General features: G+C 54.3%; 15 protein-coding genes. 14 read left to right on the forward strand and 1 reads right to left on the reverse strand.

Going from position 1 to position 16222, the window contains the following annotated elements:
• Window positions 1-10: 10 nt before the first annotated feature.
• From dmsD to clcB, 14 genes are all read left to right on the forward strand, one after another.
• The gene (gene dmsD / locus I6L58_RS02435) at window positions 11-625 is read left to right on the forward strand and encodes a Tat proofreading chaperone DmsD (RefSeq protein ID WP_088207373.1); all 615 of its coding nucleotides are present in this window, start codon (window positions 11-13) and stop codon (window positions 623-625) included.
• 200 nt (window positions 626-825) lie between these two features.
• The gene (locus tag I6L58_RS02440; RefSeq protein WP_006175028.1) at window positions 826-1275 is read left to right on the forward strand and encodes a cell envelope integrity TolA C-terminal domain-containing protein; all 450 of its coding nucleotides are present in this window, start codon (window positions 826-828) and stop codon (window positions 1273-1275) included.
• A 185-nt stretch (window positions 1276-1460) separates the two neighbouring features.
• Window positions 1461-2129: an epoxyqueuosine reductase QueH gene (locus tag I6L58_RS02445; RefSeq protein ID WP_006175027.1), complete on the forward strand. Its 669-nt coding sequence runs from the start codon at window positions 1461-1463 to the stop codon at window positions 2127-2129.
• A gap of 85 nt (window positions 2130-2214) precedes the next feature.
• Entirely contained in the window at window positions 2215-2718 is a 504-nt protein-coding gene (locus I6L58_RS02450; protein WP_088207898.1) for a DUF523 domain-containing protein, read from the forward strand.
• Between the two features lie 577 nt (window positions 2719-3295).
• Window positions 3296-5020 carry a type I secretion system permease/ATPase gene (locus tag I6L58_RS02455; protein ID WP_088207374.1) on the forward strand — a complete coding sequence of 575 codons (1725 nt, stop codon included), beginning with the start codon at window positions 3296-3298 and terminating at the stop codon, window positions 5018-5020.
• The gene (locus I6L58_RS02460; RefSeq protein ID WP_088207375.1) at window positions 5013-6326 is read left to right on the forward strand and encodes an HlyD family type I secretion periplasmic adaptor subunit; all 1314 of its coding nucleotides are present in this window, start codon (window positions 5013-5015) and stop codon (window positions 6324-6326) included. Before I6L58_RS02455 ends, I6L58_RS02460 begins: the two co-directional genes overlap by 8 nt.
• Window positions 6326-7687, forward strand: coding sequence for a TolC family outer membrane protein (locus tag I6L58_RS02465; protein ID WP_088207376.1), 1362 nt, complete (start codon window positions 6326-6328; stop codon window positions 7685-7687). Before I6L58_RS02460 ends, I6L58_RS02465 begins: the two co-directional genes overlap by 1 nt.
• Before the next feature lie 27 nt (window positions 7688-7714).
• Window positions 7715-9448 carry a polyurethane esterase gene (locus I6L58_RS02470; protein WP_088207377.1) on the forward strand — a complete coding sequence of 578 codons (1734 nt, stop codon included), beginning with the start codon at window positions 7715-7717 and terminating at the stop codon, window positions 9446-9448.
• Window positions 9449-9683: 235 nt separating this feature from the next.
• Window positions 9684-10436, forward strand: a complete 753-nt coding sequence (locus I6L58_RS02475; RefSeq protein ID WP_088207378.1) for a YoaK family protein — start codon at window positions 9684-9686, stop codon at window positions 10434-10436.
• A gap of 236 nt (window positions 10437-10672) precedes the next feature.
• Window positions 10673-11383, forward strand: a complete 711-nt coding sequence (gene osmY, locus I6L58_RS02480) for an osmoprotectant ABC transporter permease OsmY (RefSeq protein ID WP_006175019.1) — start codon at window positions 10673-10675, stop codon at window positions 11381-11383.
• A gap of 18 nt (window positions 11384-11401) precedes the next feature.
• Window positions 11402-12301, forward strand: a complete 900-nt coding sequence (gene osmX / locus I6L58_RS02485; RefSeq protein ID WP_058608895.1) for an osmoprotectant ABC transporter substrate-binding protein OsmX — start codon at window positions 11402-11404, stop codon at window positions 12299-12301.
• Window positions 12302-12310: 9 nt separating this feature from the next.
• Window positions 12311-12958 (forward strand): osmoprotectant ABC transporter permease OsmW, encoded by a 648-nt coding sequence (gene osmW / locus I6L58_RS02490; RefSeq protein WP_006175017.1) that lies wholly within the window; start codon window positions 12311-12313, stop codon window positions 12956-12958.
• Entirely contained in the window at window positions 12958-14106 is a 1149-nt protein-coding gene (osmV, locus tag I6L58_RS02495; RefSeq protein ID WP_006175016.1) for an osmoprotectant ABC transporter ATP-binding protein OsmV, read from the forward strand. Before osmW ends, osmV begins: the two co-directional genes overlap by 1 nt.
• 102 nt (window positions 14107-14208) lie before the next feature.
• Window positions 14209-15519, forward strand: a complete 1311-nt coding sequence (gene clcB / locus I6L58_RS02500) for a voltage-gated ClC-type chloride channel ClcB (protein ID WP_088207379.1) — start codon at window positions 14209-14211, stop codon at window positions 15517-15519.
• Here the strand turns inward: clcB and bioD are convergent.
• The gene (bioD, locus tag I6L58_RS02505) at window positions 15454-16149 is read right to left on the reverse strand and encodes a dethiobiotin synthase (RefSeq protein ID WP_006175014.1); all 696 of its coding nucleotides are present in this window, start codon (window positions 16147-16149) and stop codon (window positions 15454-15456) included. The two genes, clcB and bioD, sit on opposite strands and share 66 nt — an antisense overlap.
• Between the last annotated feature and the right edge of the window lie 73 nt (window positions 16150-16222).

Raw genomic sequence — 16222 nt, forward strand, 5'->3', positions numbered from 1 at the left:
GAATGTTGTAATGAATGAAGTTTCTGAGAACGACGCGTTCGCGTTTAGCGCCCGAGTATTAGGCGCACTGTTTTATTTTGCCCCGAACAGCGAGCAGATTGCGCCGCTGGTGGAGGCCATCGCTGCAGGTGACTGGTACCAGGCCTGGCCGCTGGATCAGGAGACCCTGCTGCCCATCGCCGACGCGTTTAATACGCCTGCGGATGAGTCACTCCCTGAAGCCTGGCAACGCCTGTTCGTCGGGCCGTACGCACTGCCCGCGCCACCGTGGGGCTCCGTCTGGCTGGATCGTGAATCTGTGCTGTTTGGGGATTCCACTCTCGCGCTGCGCCAGTGGATGCGCGATAACAACATCCATTTTGAGATGCAGCAAAACGAACCGGAAGACCACTTCGGCACGTTGCTGCTGCTGGCCGCATGGCTTGTTGAAAATGGCCGCGAGGCGGAACGCGATCAGCTTCTCGCCTGGCACCTGCTGCCGTGGAGCACGCGCTTTTTGTCCGAGTTTGTCGAAAATGCAGGACATCCCTTCTATGTCGCGCTGGGTAGACTCGCGCAGCTGACCCTGGCAGACTGGCAGTCAAGGTTGCTTATTCCGGTGGCGGATAAGCCGCTTTACCGCTAATAAACACCAGGCTTGCTTGATGTGGAGTAAGCCTGGTTTCCCTGATATTGTAGCGCTTGGGCTATCCATATGCGTGTAAGCCGATGATATTTAGTAATAAACCGCAGTTTTTTGTCCCGTCTATACAGAACGCTCACTCGAAACATCCAATTTATAGAGATAATTGGTAGTTGAAAAGATACCAGTAATGACCGGAAAATATGCCACTAGTGCTGGGGTTTATAAGGCTTGAGGGACAAGAAGTGGGAGTTTCTGAAACAGTAAAAAAATCTGTTATGCTGCTCATTATTGCGAGCCTGACCGCGGGATGCGCGCCGTTACATCCTTCCGGATGCCATAAAACCACAGCTACGGGTATTTGCAGTTCAGGACGCTGGGATGACCAGGATGAATGGGGCGCGCAAGCGCGGGCAATCAGGGCAGCAGTAAATGCCAAACTTGATGGGTCGCAAAACTGGAAAGGGAAAAAATGCAGGTTGCATATTGAATTTGCTCAAGATGGTAAACCTTTAAAAATATCAACCAGCGACGGCAACAAAGCCTATTGCGAAGCGATTGAATCAGCAGCTCATAAAGCCAAATTCCCGGCCTTCAGCAACCCGGAAGTCTATAGAGATTTCCAAAAATCCGGCTTCAATATGCGCGGTTAGCATCATAATAACCCTCTGCAATGCTTATATCTTCCTCCGTACAGTAATTCCTGCGAATAAGCTTCCTAATAGCGCCTATGAAGGTTAAACGCCGTATCAGACGTTCCTGATACTTATCGCGTTTCTTCCAACACCCTTTTAAATGCTACAATTTTCGCAAGTATCCTTTGCTGAAAAAATGACTTATGGCTCTTGATAAATTTGAACGACCAAAACTACAACTCCCTGACGGTGCAGATAAATTGTTGTTGCACTCGTGCTGCGCCCCCTGTTCCGGGGAGGTCATGGAGGCCATTCAGGCGTCGGGCATTGATTACACCATTTACTTCTACAATCCGAATATACATCCGCAGAAAGAGTATCTCATCCGAAAGGAGGAGAATATTCGCTTCGCCGAGAAACATGGCGTCCCTTTTGTCGATGCAGATTATGACACTGACAACTGGTTTGAACGCGCGAAAGGCATGGAGTGGGAGCCGGAGCGCGGCGTTCGATGCACCATGTGTTTTGATATGCGTTTTGAGCGCACGGCTCTCTATGCGGCGGAACATGGTTTCAGCGTAATAAGTAGCTCGCTTGGGATTTCCCGCTGGAAGAATATGCAACAGATCAATGACTGCGGACAACGTGCTGCTGCCCGTTACCCGGGAATGGTGTACTGGGATTACAACTGGCGTAAGCAAGGCGGATCATCGCGCATGATTGAGATCAGCAAGCGCGAACAGTTTTACCAGCAGGAGTATTGTGGTTGCGTCTATTCACTGCGTGATACCAACATGCATCGTAAATCGCAGGGCAGGCCATTGATCAAACTCGGACAACTCTATTACGGAAAAGAGGATGAAGGGAAATAAGCTCTGCCCACACAAAGCTGAAAAAGCTCCTTTTTTCAGCTTTACATTCTGTTGCTGTATGACTCCTCTCAAAACCAAAAAAAAGATGAAAAGCAAAATCCTCGTAAGTGCCTGCCTGATGGGTTTCCGGGTTCGTTATAACGGAAGCGATAAAGCAAGGGTGATCGCTCAGTTATCTCAGTGGCAACAGGAACAACGCTTAGTGATCCACTGTCCTGAACTGGCCGCCGGGCTGCCTGTTCCTCGTCCACCAGCTGAAATTCTGTCAGCGGACGGTCACGATGTCATGCACGGCCACGGCAGAATAGTTGAGAATACCGGGCAGGATGTTACCGAACACTATCAGCTCGCTGCGTGGCTGGCCCTGCGGGCAGCCCAGGAATCAGGATGTTGCGCCGCATTGTTAACTGACGGCAGTCCGACGTGCGGGAGCCAGACTATCTATGACGGTTCGTTTAACAATACCCGCAAACCCGGTATGGGAGTCGCGGCATCACTGCTTTCCGAACACGGCATCGCGGTATTCTCCGAAGCTCAGGTGGCAGAGCTGGTGCAGTGGATAGAAGAAAGAGACGGACACACCTCCTGAAATTGAGCTATTCCGCTTCGTGCCGGAAGCGGACATTTTCGAAGCCAGCCGTATCATTACGCGTATGCATTATTTATTACTCCTCTCGATTTAATTTTCTGAATAATATCCTCAGCGTTTCGCCCTGCCCTGAAAATGGATAACACCACGTATAAGCTAAGTCTTAAAAAGTTTTTACAGACGCGCATAACAAAAGGCGTAACTGGCCGACCGGGATATTCATTGTCATTATTAGACAGAGTTAAGTAATCAGAATTTTACATGAAGCGCCTATATTTATTATTGTTTGTTGCGATCCTGATGACGATGGTTTATACATAATCCCCGTAAGCCTGCATTGGGTTTCCGCGAGGCAAATGAACGCCTTGCGGCAGGCGGGAAACCTATCAGCACACATAGCTTTTCCTTTACTATTTATAGGGTTACATTTTTATAAGCTTGTAACTCACTCAATGTGGTCATTTATCCCGCGCAATGTAGGTATGGCCTGATATTAATTGTTAATTTTTTGTTTTTCTTTTTAATGACGCGCATATTCATCCCCGGGTCGTGCCGGAACAACGCCAGAGTCTAAAAAATGAATGAACCCTTGGGGATATTTAAGACTTTTACACATCAGCGCACGCGGATATTCCTCACCGTTGCTTTTTTCTCATCAGTAATAAATATTCTGATGCTTACGCCTTCCATCTATATGTTGCAGGTATACGATCGGGCATTGCCCTCCGGGAATACGGCAACCCTGTTTATGCTGACGCTGCTGGTGGTATTTATGTTTGCCATTATGGCACTCATGGATTATGTCAGGGGCATCGTCATTATCAGGTTAGGTAATCAGTTTGATAACGCCCTTTCGCCAGCACTCTACACCGCTGCATGCGAAAAAAATCGGGTGAAGCGCAGCCCGAACGCCGGCCAGGCCATCAGCGATCTGACGACCTTACGCCAGTTTATTACCGGCCCGGCGCTATTTGCGATTTTCGATTCAGTCTGGTTTCCCGTCTATGTCGGCGTCATTTTTCTGTTTAACACCTGGCTTGGCCTGTTTTCGCTTGCAGGGGCTTTTCTTCTGTTGGGCCTGGCGTTTATTAACGAAAAAATGACCCGTACGCTGTTAAACGAAGCGGGTAGCCATGCGCTATTTTCTAACCATCAGGCAAACAGCACCCTACAAAATGCCGAGATCCTGCTGGCGCTGGGGATGACGGATAACGTTAAGGCCCGCTGGTGGCGGGCGCATCAACAGTTCCTGTATTGCCAGGGCGCAGCGAGCGAACGGGCTGCGCTGATGTCTGCCATCACCAAAACGGTGCGCATGGCGCTGCAGTCCCTGATGCTGGGGCTGGGCTGCTGGCTGGCGATTCTGGGTGACATTTCACCGGGAATGATGATTGCAGGCTCCATTTTACTGGGTAGAGCGCTGGCTCCGGTTGAACAACTCATCGGCGTGGCGCGGGGATATCGGTCTGCCCGACAGGCCTGGGAACGCGTGTCTTGTCTGATCCGCGACTATCCTCCGGTGCAGGAGAGTGTGTGCCTGCCTGCGGCCCAGGGCGTTCTTACGGTGGAGAACCTGACCGTCAGCGCACCCGGAAATGCGCAGCACCCCCTTCTGCACGCTATCAATCTGCAGGTACAACCCGGAGAAGTGCTGGGTATTGTGGGGGCCAGTGCATCGGGAAAATCCTGTCTTGCCAGAGTGTTATGCGGCGTCTGGCCTGCCGGTGAAGGCGATGTCAGGCTGGATGGCGCTGATATTTACCACTGGCAGAAGCAACACGCCGGGCCGGGGATAGGCTATCTGCCGCAGGACGTGTCGCTGTTCACCGGCACCATCGCCGAGAATATTGCGCGTTTTGGCGAGATCGATTCACCTCTGCTCATCGCCACCGCAAAGCTGGCAGGTGTACATGAGATGATTTTGCGCATGCCCGACGGCTACAACACCCTGATTGGCGAACAGGGTACGACCCTTTCGGGCGGGCAAAAGCAGCGCATTGGCCTGGCGCGGGCGCTCTATGGCAATCCCGCGCTGGTGATACTGGATGAGCCTAACGCCAGCCTTGATGAACAGGGTGAGCTGGCCTTGCAGCAGGTCATCCGCCAGCTCAGTCAGCAGAAAAAAACGGTGGTGATCATCTCGCATCGGCCTGGGATCCTCCCCCTCACCAGCCACCTTCTGGTTCTGGAAGGCGGAAAGCAAAAGCTTTACGGCCCGACATCACAGCTCTTACAGCACGCAGCCCGACCGGCGAATCAGCCGAAAACCGCGCCCGCAGGACAAGGAAAAGCCCATGCATAACCGCGAAGCGCTGTTGACGCCAGCCGTTAACGTTAACCCGTTTGTCCGCCTTGGCTGGACAGTATTACTGGCCGGTCTGGGCACTTTCCTGCTCTGGGCTGCCCTGGCACCGCTGGACAAAGGCGTGGTTGCCTCCGGAACGGTGATGGTTGACGGATACCGTAAGGCCATTCAGGCCCCTACTGGCGGCGTGGTGAAGCACATCGCCGTCAAAGAGGGCCAGACGGTACACAAGGGCGATCTTCTGGTGCTGCTGAGCCAGCGATCGACGCTTGCGCAACTGAGCGCCGCCCGCCTGCAATACCTGACGGCCCTTATCGCGCAAAGCCGCCTCCAGGCAGAACTGGCCGGTGTCAGCGAGATGCAACTACCGCCTGAAGCGCAACAAGAGGCGCTGAAAGAGGTTATCCATCCGATTATTGTTCAGCAACGCCAGCTCATGGAAGCAAGGAAGGAGGCGCTGGAAAGCGCGCAGCAAAACGACGCGCAGGCCATCGCCGGGCTGGAGCGCCAGCGCGATGCGCTTGTCCGAACTGCCGAGACCAAAGCAAGCGGGCTCGCGCTGCTTAATCGTCAACTGAAAGACCTGAAGCCGCTGATGGCCGAGGGCTATTTCCCGCGTAACCGCTATCTCGACATTCAGGTGCAATCTGCATCGCTGGCAGGCGATTTGGGCGAAACCCGCAGCCGAATCGTGGAGTCAGGCAATCAGATCGCACAGCTTCAACGCAGCATGCAGCAACGCCTGGCCGATAACCGGAAAGAGATTGAAACCCAGCTTGACCAGCTGCGCCTGCAAACCAGCGAGAGTAAAAAACAGCTGACGCTGTCGGATGTCGATCTCTCGCAGACCCGGGTCGTTGCCCCGCAGGATGGGGTTGTCATGAACCTCGCGCTTGCCAGCGAAAGCGCCGTTGTGAGCGCCGGGGAGCAGCTGCTGGAGCTGGTGCCGCAATCCTCTTCTCTGATTGTCGACTCACAGCTCGATGTCTCGCTCATCGATAAAGTCCACCAGGGTATGCCCGTCTCCCTGATGTTCACCGCCTTTAATCAGCAAAAGACGCCTAAAATTCCGGCCCAGGTGTCGCTGGTATCAGCGGACCGTCAGACCGACCCCGCCACACAAAAACCTTATTACAAAATTCAGATTACGGTTTCACCCGATGGCATGAAAACACTGGAAAAAGAAGACGTTAAACCCGGCATGCCCGTCGAGGTATTTATCAAAGCCGGGGAACGCTCGCTGTTGAGCTATCTGATGAAACCGATCCTGGATCGTGCGTCGCAGTCTTTTATAGAGGAATAATGGTGTTCACTGGCAAATTAAAACGCGCTTTAGCGCTTATCGCGCTGCTTACGCCGTTTTCAACAGGCGCGTTAACCCTTTCGCAGGGCTGGTTTATGGCGCTGGACAACGACCCCCAGTATCTGGCTGCGGTTAAGGATCAGCTTGCCGGGGAAGAGTACATCCCCATAAGCCGGGCAGGTTTGCTGCCAAAACTGAGCGTCAGCTACCAGCGCGCGCCGCGTAACTGGCAACGACAGCAGTATCAGCAGTCAAATTTTTTGGGCGAGCGCACAGAGGTGGTTCAACACCAACAGTACGACAGCTATTCCGGATCGCTGACCCTGGTTCAGCCGTTATTTGATTACGACGCTTATGCCAGCTATCGCATCGGCATCATCAAAAAAATGCAGTCTGACGAACGCTACCGAAGCAGTCTGGTTGATCTGCAAAACCGTTACATCACGGCCTGGCTGGACGTTGCCGAGGCGTCCCAGCGGTTGCAGCTTGCGGTGTTGCATCGTCAGGGACTCGAAGAGCAGCAAAAGCAGACACAGCGCCAGTTTGAGTCCGGTGAAGGTTCGATTACCGACGTCACCGAGACCCGGTCGGCGCTCAGTCTGGCGGTTGCTGATGAGGTAGAAGCGCGCGATGCGCTGGATACAGCCACCGTTGCGCTTTCGGCGATCGTGGGTATCAGCCTGCCTGACACCGCCGCGCTGCCCACCCTCAGCGAAAAGCCGCTGGAGCTGCCGCTGGCATCCACCCGCTATCAGTACTGGGAGCAAAAGGCCGCCCTGCATAATCCCGAAATCCTCTCTGCCGGGCAGAGTGTCGAGGAAAAACGCTATGAGATCGAGCGTAGCCGAGCGGGTGCCCTGCCCCGGGTTCAGCTTTACGCGCTGCATTCGGAGAATGACTCAAGCAACGACAACACCATTAATCAAAAATACCGTACCGACAGCGTTGGCCTGCGCGTCAGCATGGATCTGTTTTCCGGTGGAGGCGTGTCAGCGTCTGTCCGGCAGGCTGCTGCCCGCTATGAGCAGGCCAAATACCTTCACGACGCCCAGCGCCTGAAAACCTACAGCGAAATTAAAAAATCCTTGAATAAATGCCTGCATGCGCCAGAACGGATTGCGGCCTATACCTCGGCGGTGGAGGCCGCAAGACGACAGATTGACGCCACTAAAAAAAGTATTCAGGCGGGCCAGCGCATGAATATCGATTTACTTAACGCCGAACAGGCGTTCTATAAAACCAACGTTGAGCTTACTGCTGAAAAACATGCTGTCATAAAAGCATGGGTCAGTTTGCTCGCGCAGTCGGGCGAAATAAACAATGACAACGTCATGTTACTGGACACCTATTTCGCTCAATAATTGTAAAATAAAACAGAGGGACTGACCATGCCTGTATTTGATTATCAGGGTGAGAAAGACACGCAGCTTATTAAGGATGCGCTGACCATAGAGAGTATTAATTTTGGTGCGGCGACGTATCCTGATTATACCTATAGCGAAGAGAATGGCTGGAAAGTGTTAGACGGTAAAACGCTCAACTATTCAGGTTGTGCTAACCCTTATGGCGCGTTTTATGGCGAAAGCCTTCTGGAATCCAGCGCCGAGTGCAACGTGATGGGGAAATATGATGCCAACGGTAAGCTCATCAATATCGGTATCAGCTTCTGGGGAACGGGCACCTATGCCAGCGCACCGTCGATTCTGCATACGATTAACACAGTGATGGATACCGTAAGCGATGGCTTATCGGCGGTGATCGACGGCTATGCGGATAACTATGTGCTCAACGCCTATAAAAACCTCATGAGTTCAGTGGCCGCATTTGCGACAGCGAATGGACTGACGGGTGACGACGTAATTATTACCGGGCATAGCCTTGGCGGACTGGCGGTTAACAGCATGGCAACCCTTTCCGCACAGGGTCAATGGGGCGGTTTTTATGAGGAGTCGAGCTACGTCGCTTTCGCTTCTCCTACCCAAAACCTGGCCGATGATAAAGTCCTGAATATCGGCTACGAGAACGACCCGGTATTTCGCGTTTTAACAGGCCACAGTTTATCCCTGGACAGCTTGTTTAATCATGACACCCCGCTTGAGACCTGTACCAATAATATTGTTTCATTCAATGATTATTATGCAGGCCTGACCGATGATTTACAGATCTTCTCCATCGCAAATATGGCGGCATGGGCCGGACATTCCGGTCAGGGGTATACCGACGGCGCGTTACGCATTATGAATTCTGAAATCTATGATTTAACGCATCAGAATTCAAATATCATCGTATCCAATCTTTCTGAGGAATACCGCTCGACAACCTGGGTGTCCGATTTGAATAAATCCACCACGCATGTTGGGTCAACCTTTATTGTTGGCACGGAAACAAACGATTTATTACAAGGGGGTAAAGGTAACGACTATCTCTGCGGTGGCGGTGGCGATGATAGCTTTAAAGATCACAGTGGCTATAACGTTATTTATGGCGGCGCGGGCAGCAATTCCTACGTCACGGAATGTAATGTCGCCGATTTCACCTTCAGCCACGACGCTGAGGGAACGCTGTACTTTAAATATTCTACCGGGGATATTACCCGAGCAGAAGATATCCAGTACGTTAATGCTGACTACACCTTATTCAGCCTGTTTGGTATCCACTTCAATCAGAACGCGACATGGGAAGTAACGGATTATGGGTTAGAAGGCAACAGCGGCTCCCTCGCCTATGCCAACAGCTATTATGCTGACACGCAGAACAGTTTCACCGTTTCTACCGCCAGCAATGATAGCTGGTTCTATTCAGGGGCCAATGACAGCGATATCAGCGTTGTCGGTAACAATAACAACGTGGTTTCAGGCTATGCCGACGACGCGATTCACCTGAACGGCAGCGATAATACGCTTCTTTTCTATGGTGATTTCGGCCACGACACTGTCTACAACCTCTCAACCACCGACAGCCTGGTCTTCATGGCTAACGAAAGTATTGCCGATAATGACAGCTATCTTAACCACCTTTCGTTTGAAGGCGATAGCGCCCTGCTGACGTATGGTGACAGCAGCGTCACGCTGGTAGGGGTTAATAGCGATATGCTTTCACAGATGCATATTGCTGTAGCATAAGTCCCATCCCCACGGGATCGCCTGTGGGGATATTTCCCTTTCTGTTCATCCTGCTTTTTGTCCCCATCCGTTTCTGTACTTTTGACTGACGGATTTTTAAAACGTCAACCGCCTCACGTCCCGGCATTAGTTGAGGTGACATTCTCAGGGTACGAATTAAGCACTATCCTGGTCAGCCCGTGACGCCGCTTTGCTAGTCTGACTGTTGAGGCAGGTCGCAAACCGGAGGTATTCCTTGCTGATTAAATTTAAAAAAGCGCGCACGCACCTGGAGGATCGGCGGCTTGCACTGTGGCTGGCGACCTCTGCAGGGGTGCTGAACGCTATTGCGCTGGGGGCGTTTGGCTTTTTTCCGTCACATATGACCGGCAACACGTCACAGCTCTCCAGCGAAGTCTCCTCGACGGATCTGGACGATATCCTTTTCTTCGGCACGCTGATTCTGGCGTTTGTCACGGGCGCGATAGTGGCGCGCATGATTGTCCTGTGGGGTGTTATCCATAATGTCAGGCTGGTATTTAGCCAGGTTCTGCTGGTGGAAGGGATATTACTGACCGGGGTAGCCTTATATGAAATCTATTTTCACGCCTTCTCCACCAACCGGGAAATTATTATTTTCCTCTGCGGGTTAATGGGGATTCATAATTCCACTTCCACTCAGCTTTCCGGTGGACGCGTCCGATCTACGCACATTACCGGGACGCTGACCGATGCGGGGATATCGCTGGCCTCCGTGGTGGTCGCCATGATGCGTCGGGATTATTCCAAAGATACGGCAGCGCAGAAAAGCCAGCTGAAAACCCATTTAACAACCCTTTTCTCCTTTATCACGGGCGGTATTGCAGGGCTGATCCTGTTCCGCTGGTTTGGATTTACCGCAATGCTGGCGCTGGGGCTGATGTTGGTGCTCATTGCTGCCTTTTCCATCATTAGCACCTCCCTTCGCGTACGCCGGGTGCGTGCCAATATACGTAGGGCGAGGCAATAAAGTTACAGTGTCACCTTTATAAGATCGCTTTCAGACAATTCTGCCCGCCCCATACGAACCCTTACCCCGTAAGGCTTAACCCATGATCTCACTAGTTTCATAGGGTTACTGATTTTACCCCTTCGCTGGAACCTGTCCCAAACGCTTGCTATAGCTCTTATACCCCTGCCGAAACATGGCATAACAACAGGCAACCCAGGTTGCTATAACGCATGCGCACAGGGAGACACACCGCAATGCACCCATTACTCAAACGTTCGCTGCTTTTTGTCGGCGCGATTATCGTGGTTCTCGCCCTCCTCACCTGGGGTATTGGACTGGAGACGATCAAAGCGCGGCAGGTTGACCTGGTCTATCTCGGGCAACAACATCTCATTTTAGTGTTCTCGTCCATGTTCTTTGCCCTGCTGGTCGGTATTCCCAGTGGGATCTTGCTCAGCCGCCCGGCTGCGCGAGGCGTGGCGGAATACGTGATGCAAATATTTAACGTCGGTAACACGCTGCCACCGCTGGCGGTTCTCGCGCTGGCAATGGTCGTGATTGGTATCGGCGATACCCCCGCGATCATCGCGCTGTTCCTCGCGTCGCTGCTGCCCATTGTCCGCAATACCTATGCCGGGCTGTGCTCCGTTCCGGCGTCATTGCTGGAAGCCGCCAACGGGATCGGGATGACCAAATGGCAGCGTCTGCGCCAGGTTGAAATCCCTAACGCCTGGCCCGTGATGCTCTCCGGCATCCGCATCGCCACCGCTATTAACGTCGGTACGGCACCGCTGGCCTTCCTGATTGGTGCCAGCAGCTACGGCGAGCTGATTTTTCCGGGGATCTACCTCAACGACTTCCCGACGCTGATTCTGGGTGCCGCGGCCACCGCCCTGTTCGCCCTGATTCTGGATACGTTGCTGGCGGCGCTGGGCCGCCTGATGAGCCCACATCTCGCTCGATAATTATAACAAGGAGCTTTTATGAGACTGTTTTCCGGCCTGACGGCGTTTTGCGCCGCCGCGCTCTTTACCAGCCAGACGTTCGCCGCCCCGCTAATCCTGGCGACCAAAAGCTTTACCGAGCAGCACATTTTGTCAGCCATGACCGTGCAGTATCTGCAAAAGAAGGGTTTTCAGGTTCAGCCGCAAACCAATATCGCCACGGTTATCTCCCGCAATGCGATGATCAATAAACAGATTGATATGACCTGGGAATATACCGGTACGTCGTTGATCATCTTTAACCACATCAATAAACGTATGTCGCCGCAGGAGTCTTACGAGACGGTAAAACGCCTGGATGCGAAGCACGGTCTGGTGTGGCTCAAGCCTGCTGATATGAACAACACCTATGCTTTCGCGATGCAGCGCAAACGCGCCGAGGCGGAACATATCACGACCATGTCACAGATGGTGGCGAAGATTGAGCACATCCGCAAAACCGATCCTGATAATAACTGGCTGCTGGGTCTCGACCTTGAATTTGCCGGGCGCAGCGACGGCATGAAGCCGCTGCAGGCGGCGTACAATATGCCGCTGGATCGCCCGCAAATCCGCCAGATGGACCCCGGTCTGGTCTATAACGCGGTGCGCGATGGCTTTGTCGATGCCGGGCTGATTTACACCACCGATGGGCGCGTAAAAGGCTTCGATCTCAAAGTGCTGGAAGATGATAAAGGCTTCTTCCCAAGCTACGCGGTTACACCGGTCGTGCGCAAAGACACGCTGGACGCTAACCCTGGTCTGGAAGAGGCGCTGGACACCCTCTCGGCCCAGCTCAATAACGACGTTATCACCGAGTTGAATAAAAAGGTCGATATCGATCATCAGTCACCGCAGCAGGTCGCCCGTGATTTCCTGCGTAGCAAGAATCTGCTGTAAGGAGACGCTATGGATACGGTTCACTACATTTTAGACAACTGGGATTACCTGCTGATGCTGACGCTGCAGCACCTGTGGCTGGTCGCGCTGGCCGTCGGCCTTGCCATTATTATCGGCGTTCCGCTGGGGATTTTGATTGTTCGCCACAAATGGCTGGCAACGCCGGTGCTGGGCATTGCCACCATTGTGCTCACCATCCCGTCCATTGCCCTCTTCGGCCTGATGATCCCCCTCTTCTCGCTTGTCGGCCAGGGTATCGGCGCGTTGCCCGCCGTCACGGCGGTATTCCTCTACTCTCTGCTGCCGATTGTGCGAAATACCCATACAGCGCTCGACAGCCTGCCGCCGGGCCTGCGTGAGGCGGGTCGCGGAATTGGCATGACCTTCTGGCAGCGCCTGCGCTGGGTGGAAATCCCGATGGCGTTACCGGTGATTTTTGGCGGGATCCGTACCGCCGTCGTAATGAACATCGGCGTGATGGCCATCGCCGCGGTGATTGGCGCGGGCGGTCTGGGTCTGCTGCTGCTTAACGGCATTGGCGGGAGCGATATTCGTATGCTGATTGCTGGCGCATTGATGATTTGTCTATTAGCGATTGTGCTCGACTGGTTACTCCATCGACTGCAGATCGTCCTGACTCCGAAGGGGATTCGATAATGATAAAACTGGAAAACCTCACCAAACAATTTTCACAGAAGCACGGCCAGACCGTTAAAGCCGTGGATAACGTTAATCTGAACGTCCCGGAAGGGGAAATGTGCGTCCTGCTCGGCCCGTCTGGCTGCGGTAAAACCACCACGCTCAAGATGATTAACCGCCTTATCACCCCGAGCAGCGGTAAAATCCTGGTAAACGGCAAGGACACCAGCGAGATGGATACCGTAACCCTGCGTCGCAATATTGGCTATGTTATTCAGCAGATTGGCCTGTTCCCGAACATGACCATCGAAGAGAACATCACCGTTGTGCCGCGCATGCTGGGCTGGGACAAAGCACGCTGCAAATCGCGCGCTGCGGAGCTGATGGACATGGTTGCCATGGATCCGCACAAGTTCCTTAACCGCTATCCGCGTGAAATGTCGGGCGGCCAGCAGCAGCGTATCGGCGTGATCCGCGCCCTGGCAGCCGATCCTCCGGTACTGCTGATGGATGAACCTTTCGGTGCGGTCGACCCGATTAACCGCGAAGTGATCCAGAACCAGTTCCTCGAGATGCAGCGTAAGCTGAAAAAGACGGTCATGCTGGTCAGCCACGACATTGACGAGGCGCTGAAGCTTGGCGACCGTATTGCCGTGTTCCGCCAGGGACGCATTGTTCAGTGCGCCAGCCCTGACGAACTGCTGGCGAAACCGGCGAATGAATTTGTCGGCTCGTTTGTCGGGCAGGACCGTACCCTGAAGCGCCTGCTGCTGGTGTCAGCCGGGGATGTTACCGACCAGCAACCGACACTCACCGTGCGTCCGTCTACCTCGCTTTCGGAGGCGTTTGCCACCATGGATGACAACGATATCCGTGCCATTACCGTTGTCGACGAGCTGGGCAAGCCGCTGGGGTTCGTTAAGCGCCGTGAAGCCCGTAACGCCAGCGGTGCCTGCGGCGATATCATCCATCCGTTCCGCATGACCGGTAAAGCGGAAGATAACCTGCGCGTGGTGCTGTCCCGTCTGTATGAAAGTAACACCAGCTGGATGCCTATCGTCGACGAAGAGGGGCGCTACAACGGCGAGATTTCGCAAGATTACATCGCGGAATACCTCAGTTCAGGGCGCACGCGTCGGGCCTTGAATATCCATAGCGACAGTTAACCTTTCTGGCCGGGCGTTGCCCGGCTTTTTCGCACGCATACCTTTTGCTAACCCCGCGATTTCCCGCCACAATATTGTATCTTTTCCGTTTACGCGTGACCCATGCAACGTCTACATGCCTACCCCGACATCCGCGCGATGTTTCGCCGCCTGCTGATCGCCACCCTCACTGGCGTACTGGCCGCGCTGGCCGTGGCCCTGTTTCGGCATTCTATGTATCTGCTGGAGTGGCTGTTTCTCAGTAACAACAGCGGCAGCCTGGTGAACGCCGCCTCCGCATTATCGCCCTGGCGACGGGCATTAACGCCTGCACTCGGCGGGCTGGCCGCCGGACTAATGCTGTGGGGATGGCAACGCTTTACGGCACAGCGCCCGCACGCGCCCACGGATTATATGGAAGCGCTGGAGACCGGCGATGGGCAGTTTGACTATGGGGCCAGCCTGGTGAAATCGCTCGCCTCGCTGCTGGTGGTTGCCAGCGGCAGCGCCATTGGCCGGGAAGGTGCGATGATCCTGCTCGCCGCCCTCGCCGCCTCCTTCTTTGCCCAGCGCTTCACGCCAAAATCAGAGTGGAAGCTGTGGATCGCCTGCGGAGCCGCCGCCGGGATGGCAAGTGCCTACCACGCGCCGCTGGCGGGCAGTCTGTTTATTGCAGAAATCCTCTTCGGGACGCTGATGCTGGCCTCCCTCGGGCCGGTGGTCATCGCCGCCGTGGTGGCATTGCTCACCACTCGTCTGTTAAGCCCCGGAGCCAACACGCTCTATGAGGTGCATCTTAGCCAGGCGCTCAGCGCAGCGGATTACTTTCTGATTGTCGGGATGGGGCTGATCGCGGGCGTCTGCGGTCCGCTGCTGATGTGGCTCATGACCTACAGCCACGCCCTGTTTTTGCGGCTGAAGCTGACGCCACCGTTGCAGCTGGCGCTTGGCGGGCTGATCGTCGGGTTACTGTCGATTATCACGCCTAAAGTGTGGGGCAATGGTTACAGCGTGGTGCAGGCCTTTCTTCTCGCGCCGCCGCTGCTGTCGGTGATTGCGGGGGTGTTTCTCTGCAAGCTGCTGGCGGTGCTGGCCAGTAGCGGCTCAGGCGCGCCGGGCGGGGTATTTACGCCCACGCTGTTTATCGGCATGGGGACGGGCATGCTGTTTGCGCAGATTTTTGCGCTGTGGTTACCGGGCTCTGAAACGGCGATTTTACTGGGGCTGGCGGGAATGGCGACCTTGCTCGCGGCGACCACGCATGCGCCAATCATGTCGGCATTAATGGTATGCGAAATGACCGGGCAGTATGTCTTACTGCCCGGCCTGCTGGTTGCGTGCGTGGTCGCGTCGGTGCTTTCGCGGACGTTACGCCACGACTCTATCTACGGACAACATACCGCCGAGAGCAGAGAGGTCGACGTATTGCGCTAACTCGCGCTGCTCGGCGCGCGGCAGGTAAGGCAGTTCGCCCACCAGCGGCCCGGGTAATTTTTTGCTGAGCACGTCAATGATTTCAGCGTAATGCGCCAGCCCCGGGTTAATGCGGTTCGCCACCCAGCCAATCAGCGGCAGGCCGTCGTTTGCGATAGCCTGGGCCGTGAGCAGCGCATGGTTGATGCACCCTTCCTGGATCCCCACCACCATCACCACCGGCAGCTGTTCCTGCACCACCCACTCCGAGAGCGGACGCAAATCGTTCATCAGGCTGCGCCAGCCGCCGGTGCCTTCAACCACCACGTGATCCACTTGCGCGCTGAGGTTCGCCAGCCCATCGGATAACAACGTGTAATTGATCAGGCCACTGTGCGCCACGCTGCTTTCATCTTCGCTTAACGCAATCGGATTGACCGCATGATAAGGCAGTTCCAGGGATGAGACGCTTTGCAGGACCAGAGCATCTTTATTGCGCAGCCCCTCTGGCGTCTCTTTACTGCCTTTTGCGACCGGCTTGTAGCCTGCAACGCGTTTATTGCTCGCCGCCAGGGCCTGCAATAGCGCGCGGGATACAACAGTCTTCCCGACAGAAGTATCAGTACCAGTTACAAAGAAACGCTTAAGCATGACTCACTCCACCCCTTGGGTATGCTTTGAAAATATAAACCAGGTAAATAATTCAGTGGAGGAAGTCTACGGG

It is taken from the genome of Enterobacter cancerogenus, from assembly GCF_019047785.1.
Lineage (GTDB): Bacteria > Pseudomonadota > Gammaproteobacteria > Enterobacterales > Enterobacteriaceae > Enterobacter > Enterobacter cancerogenus.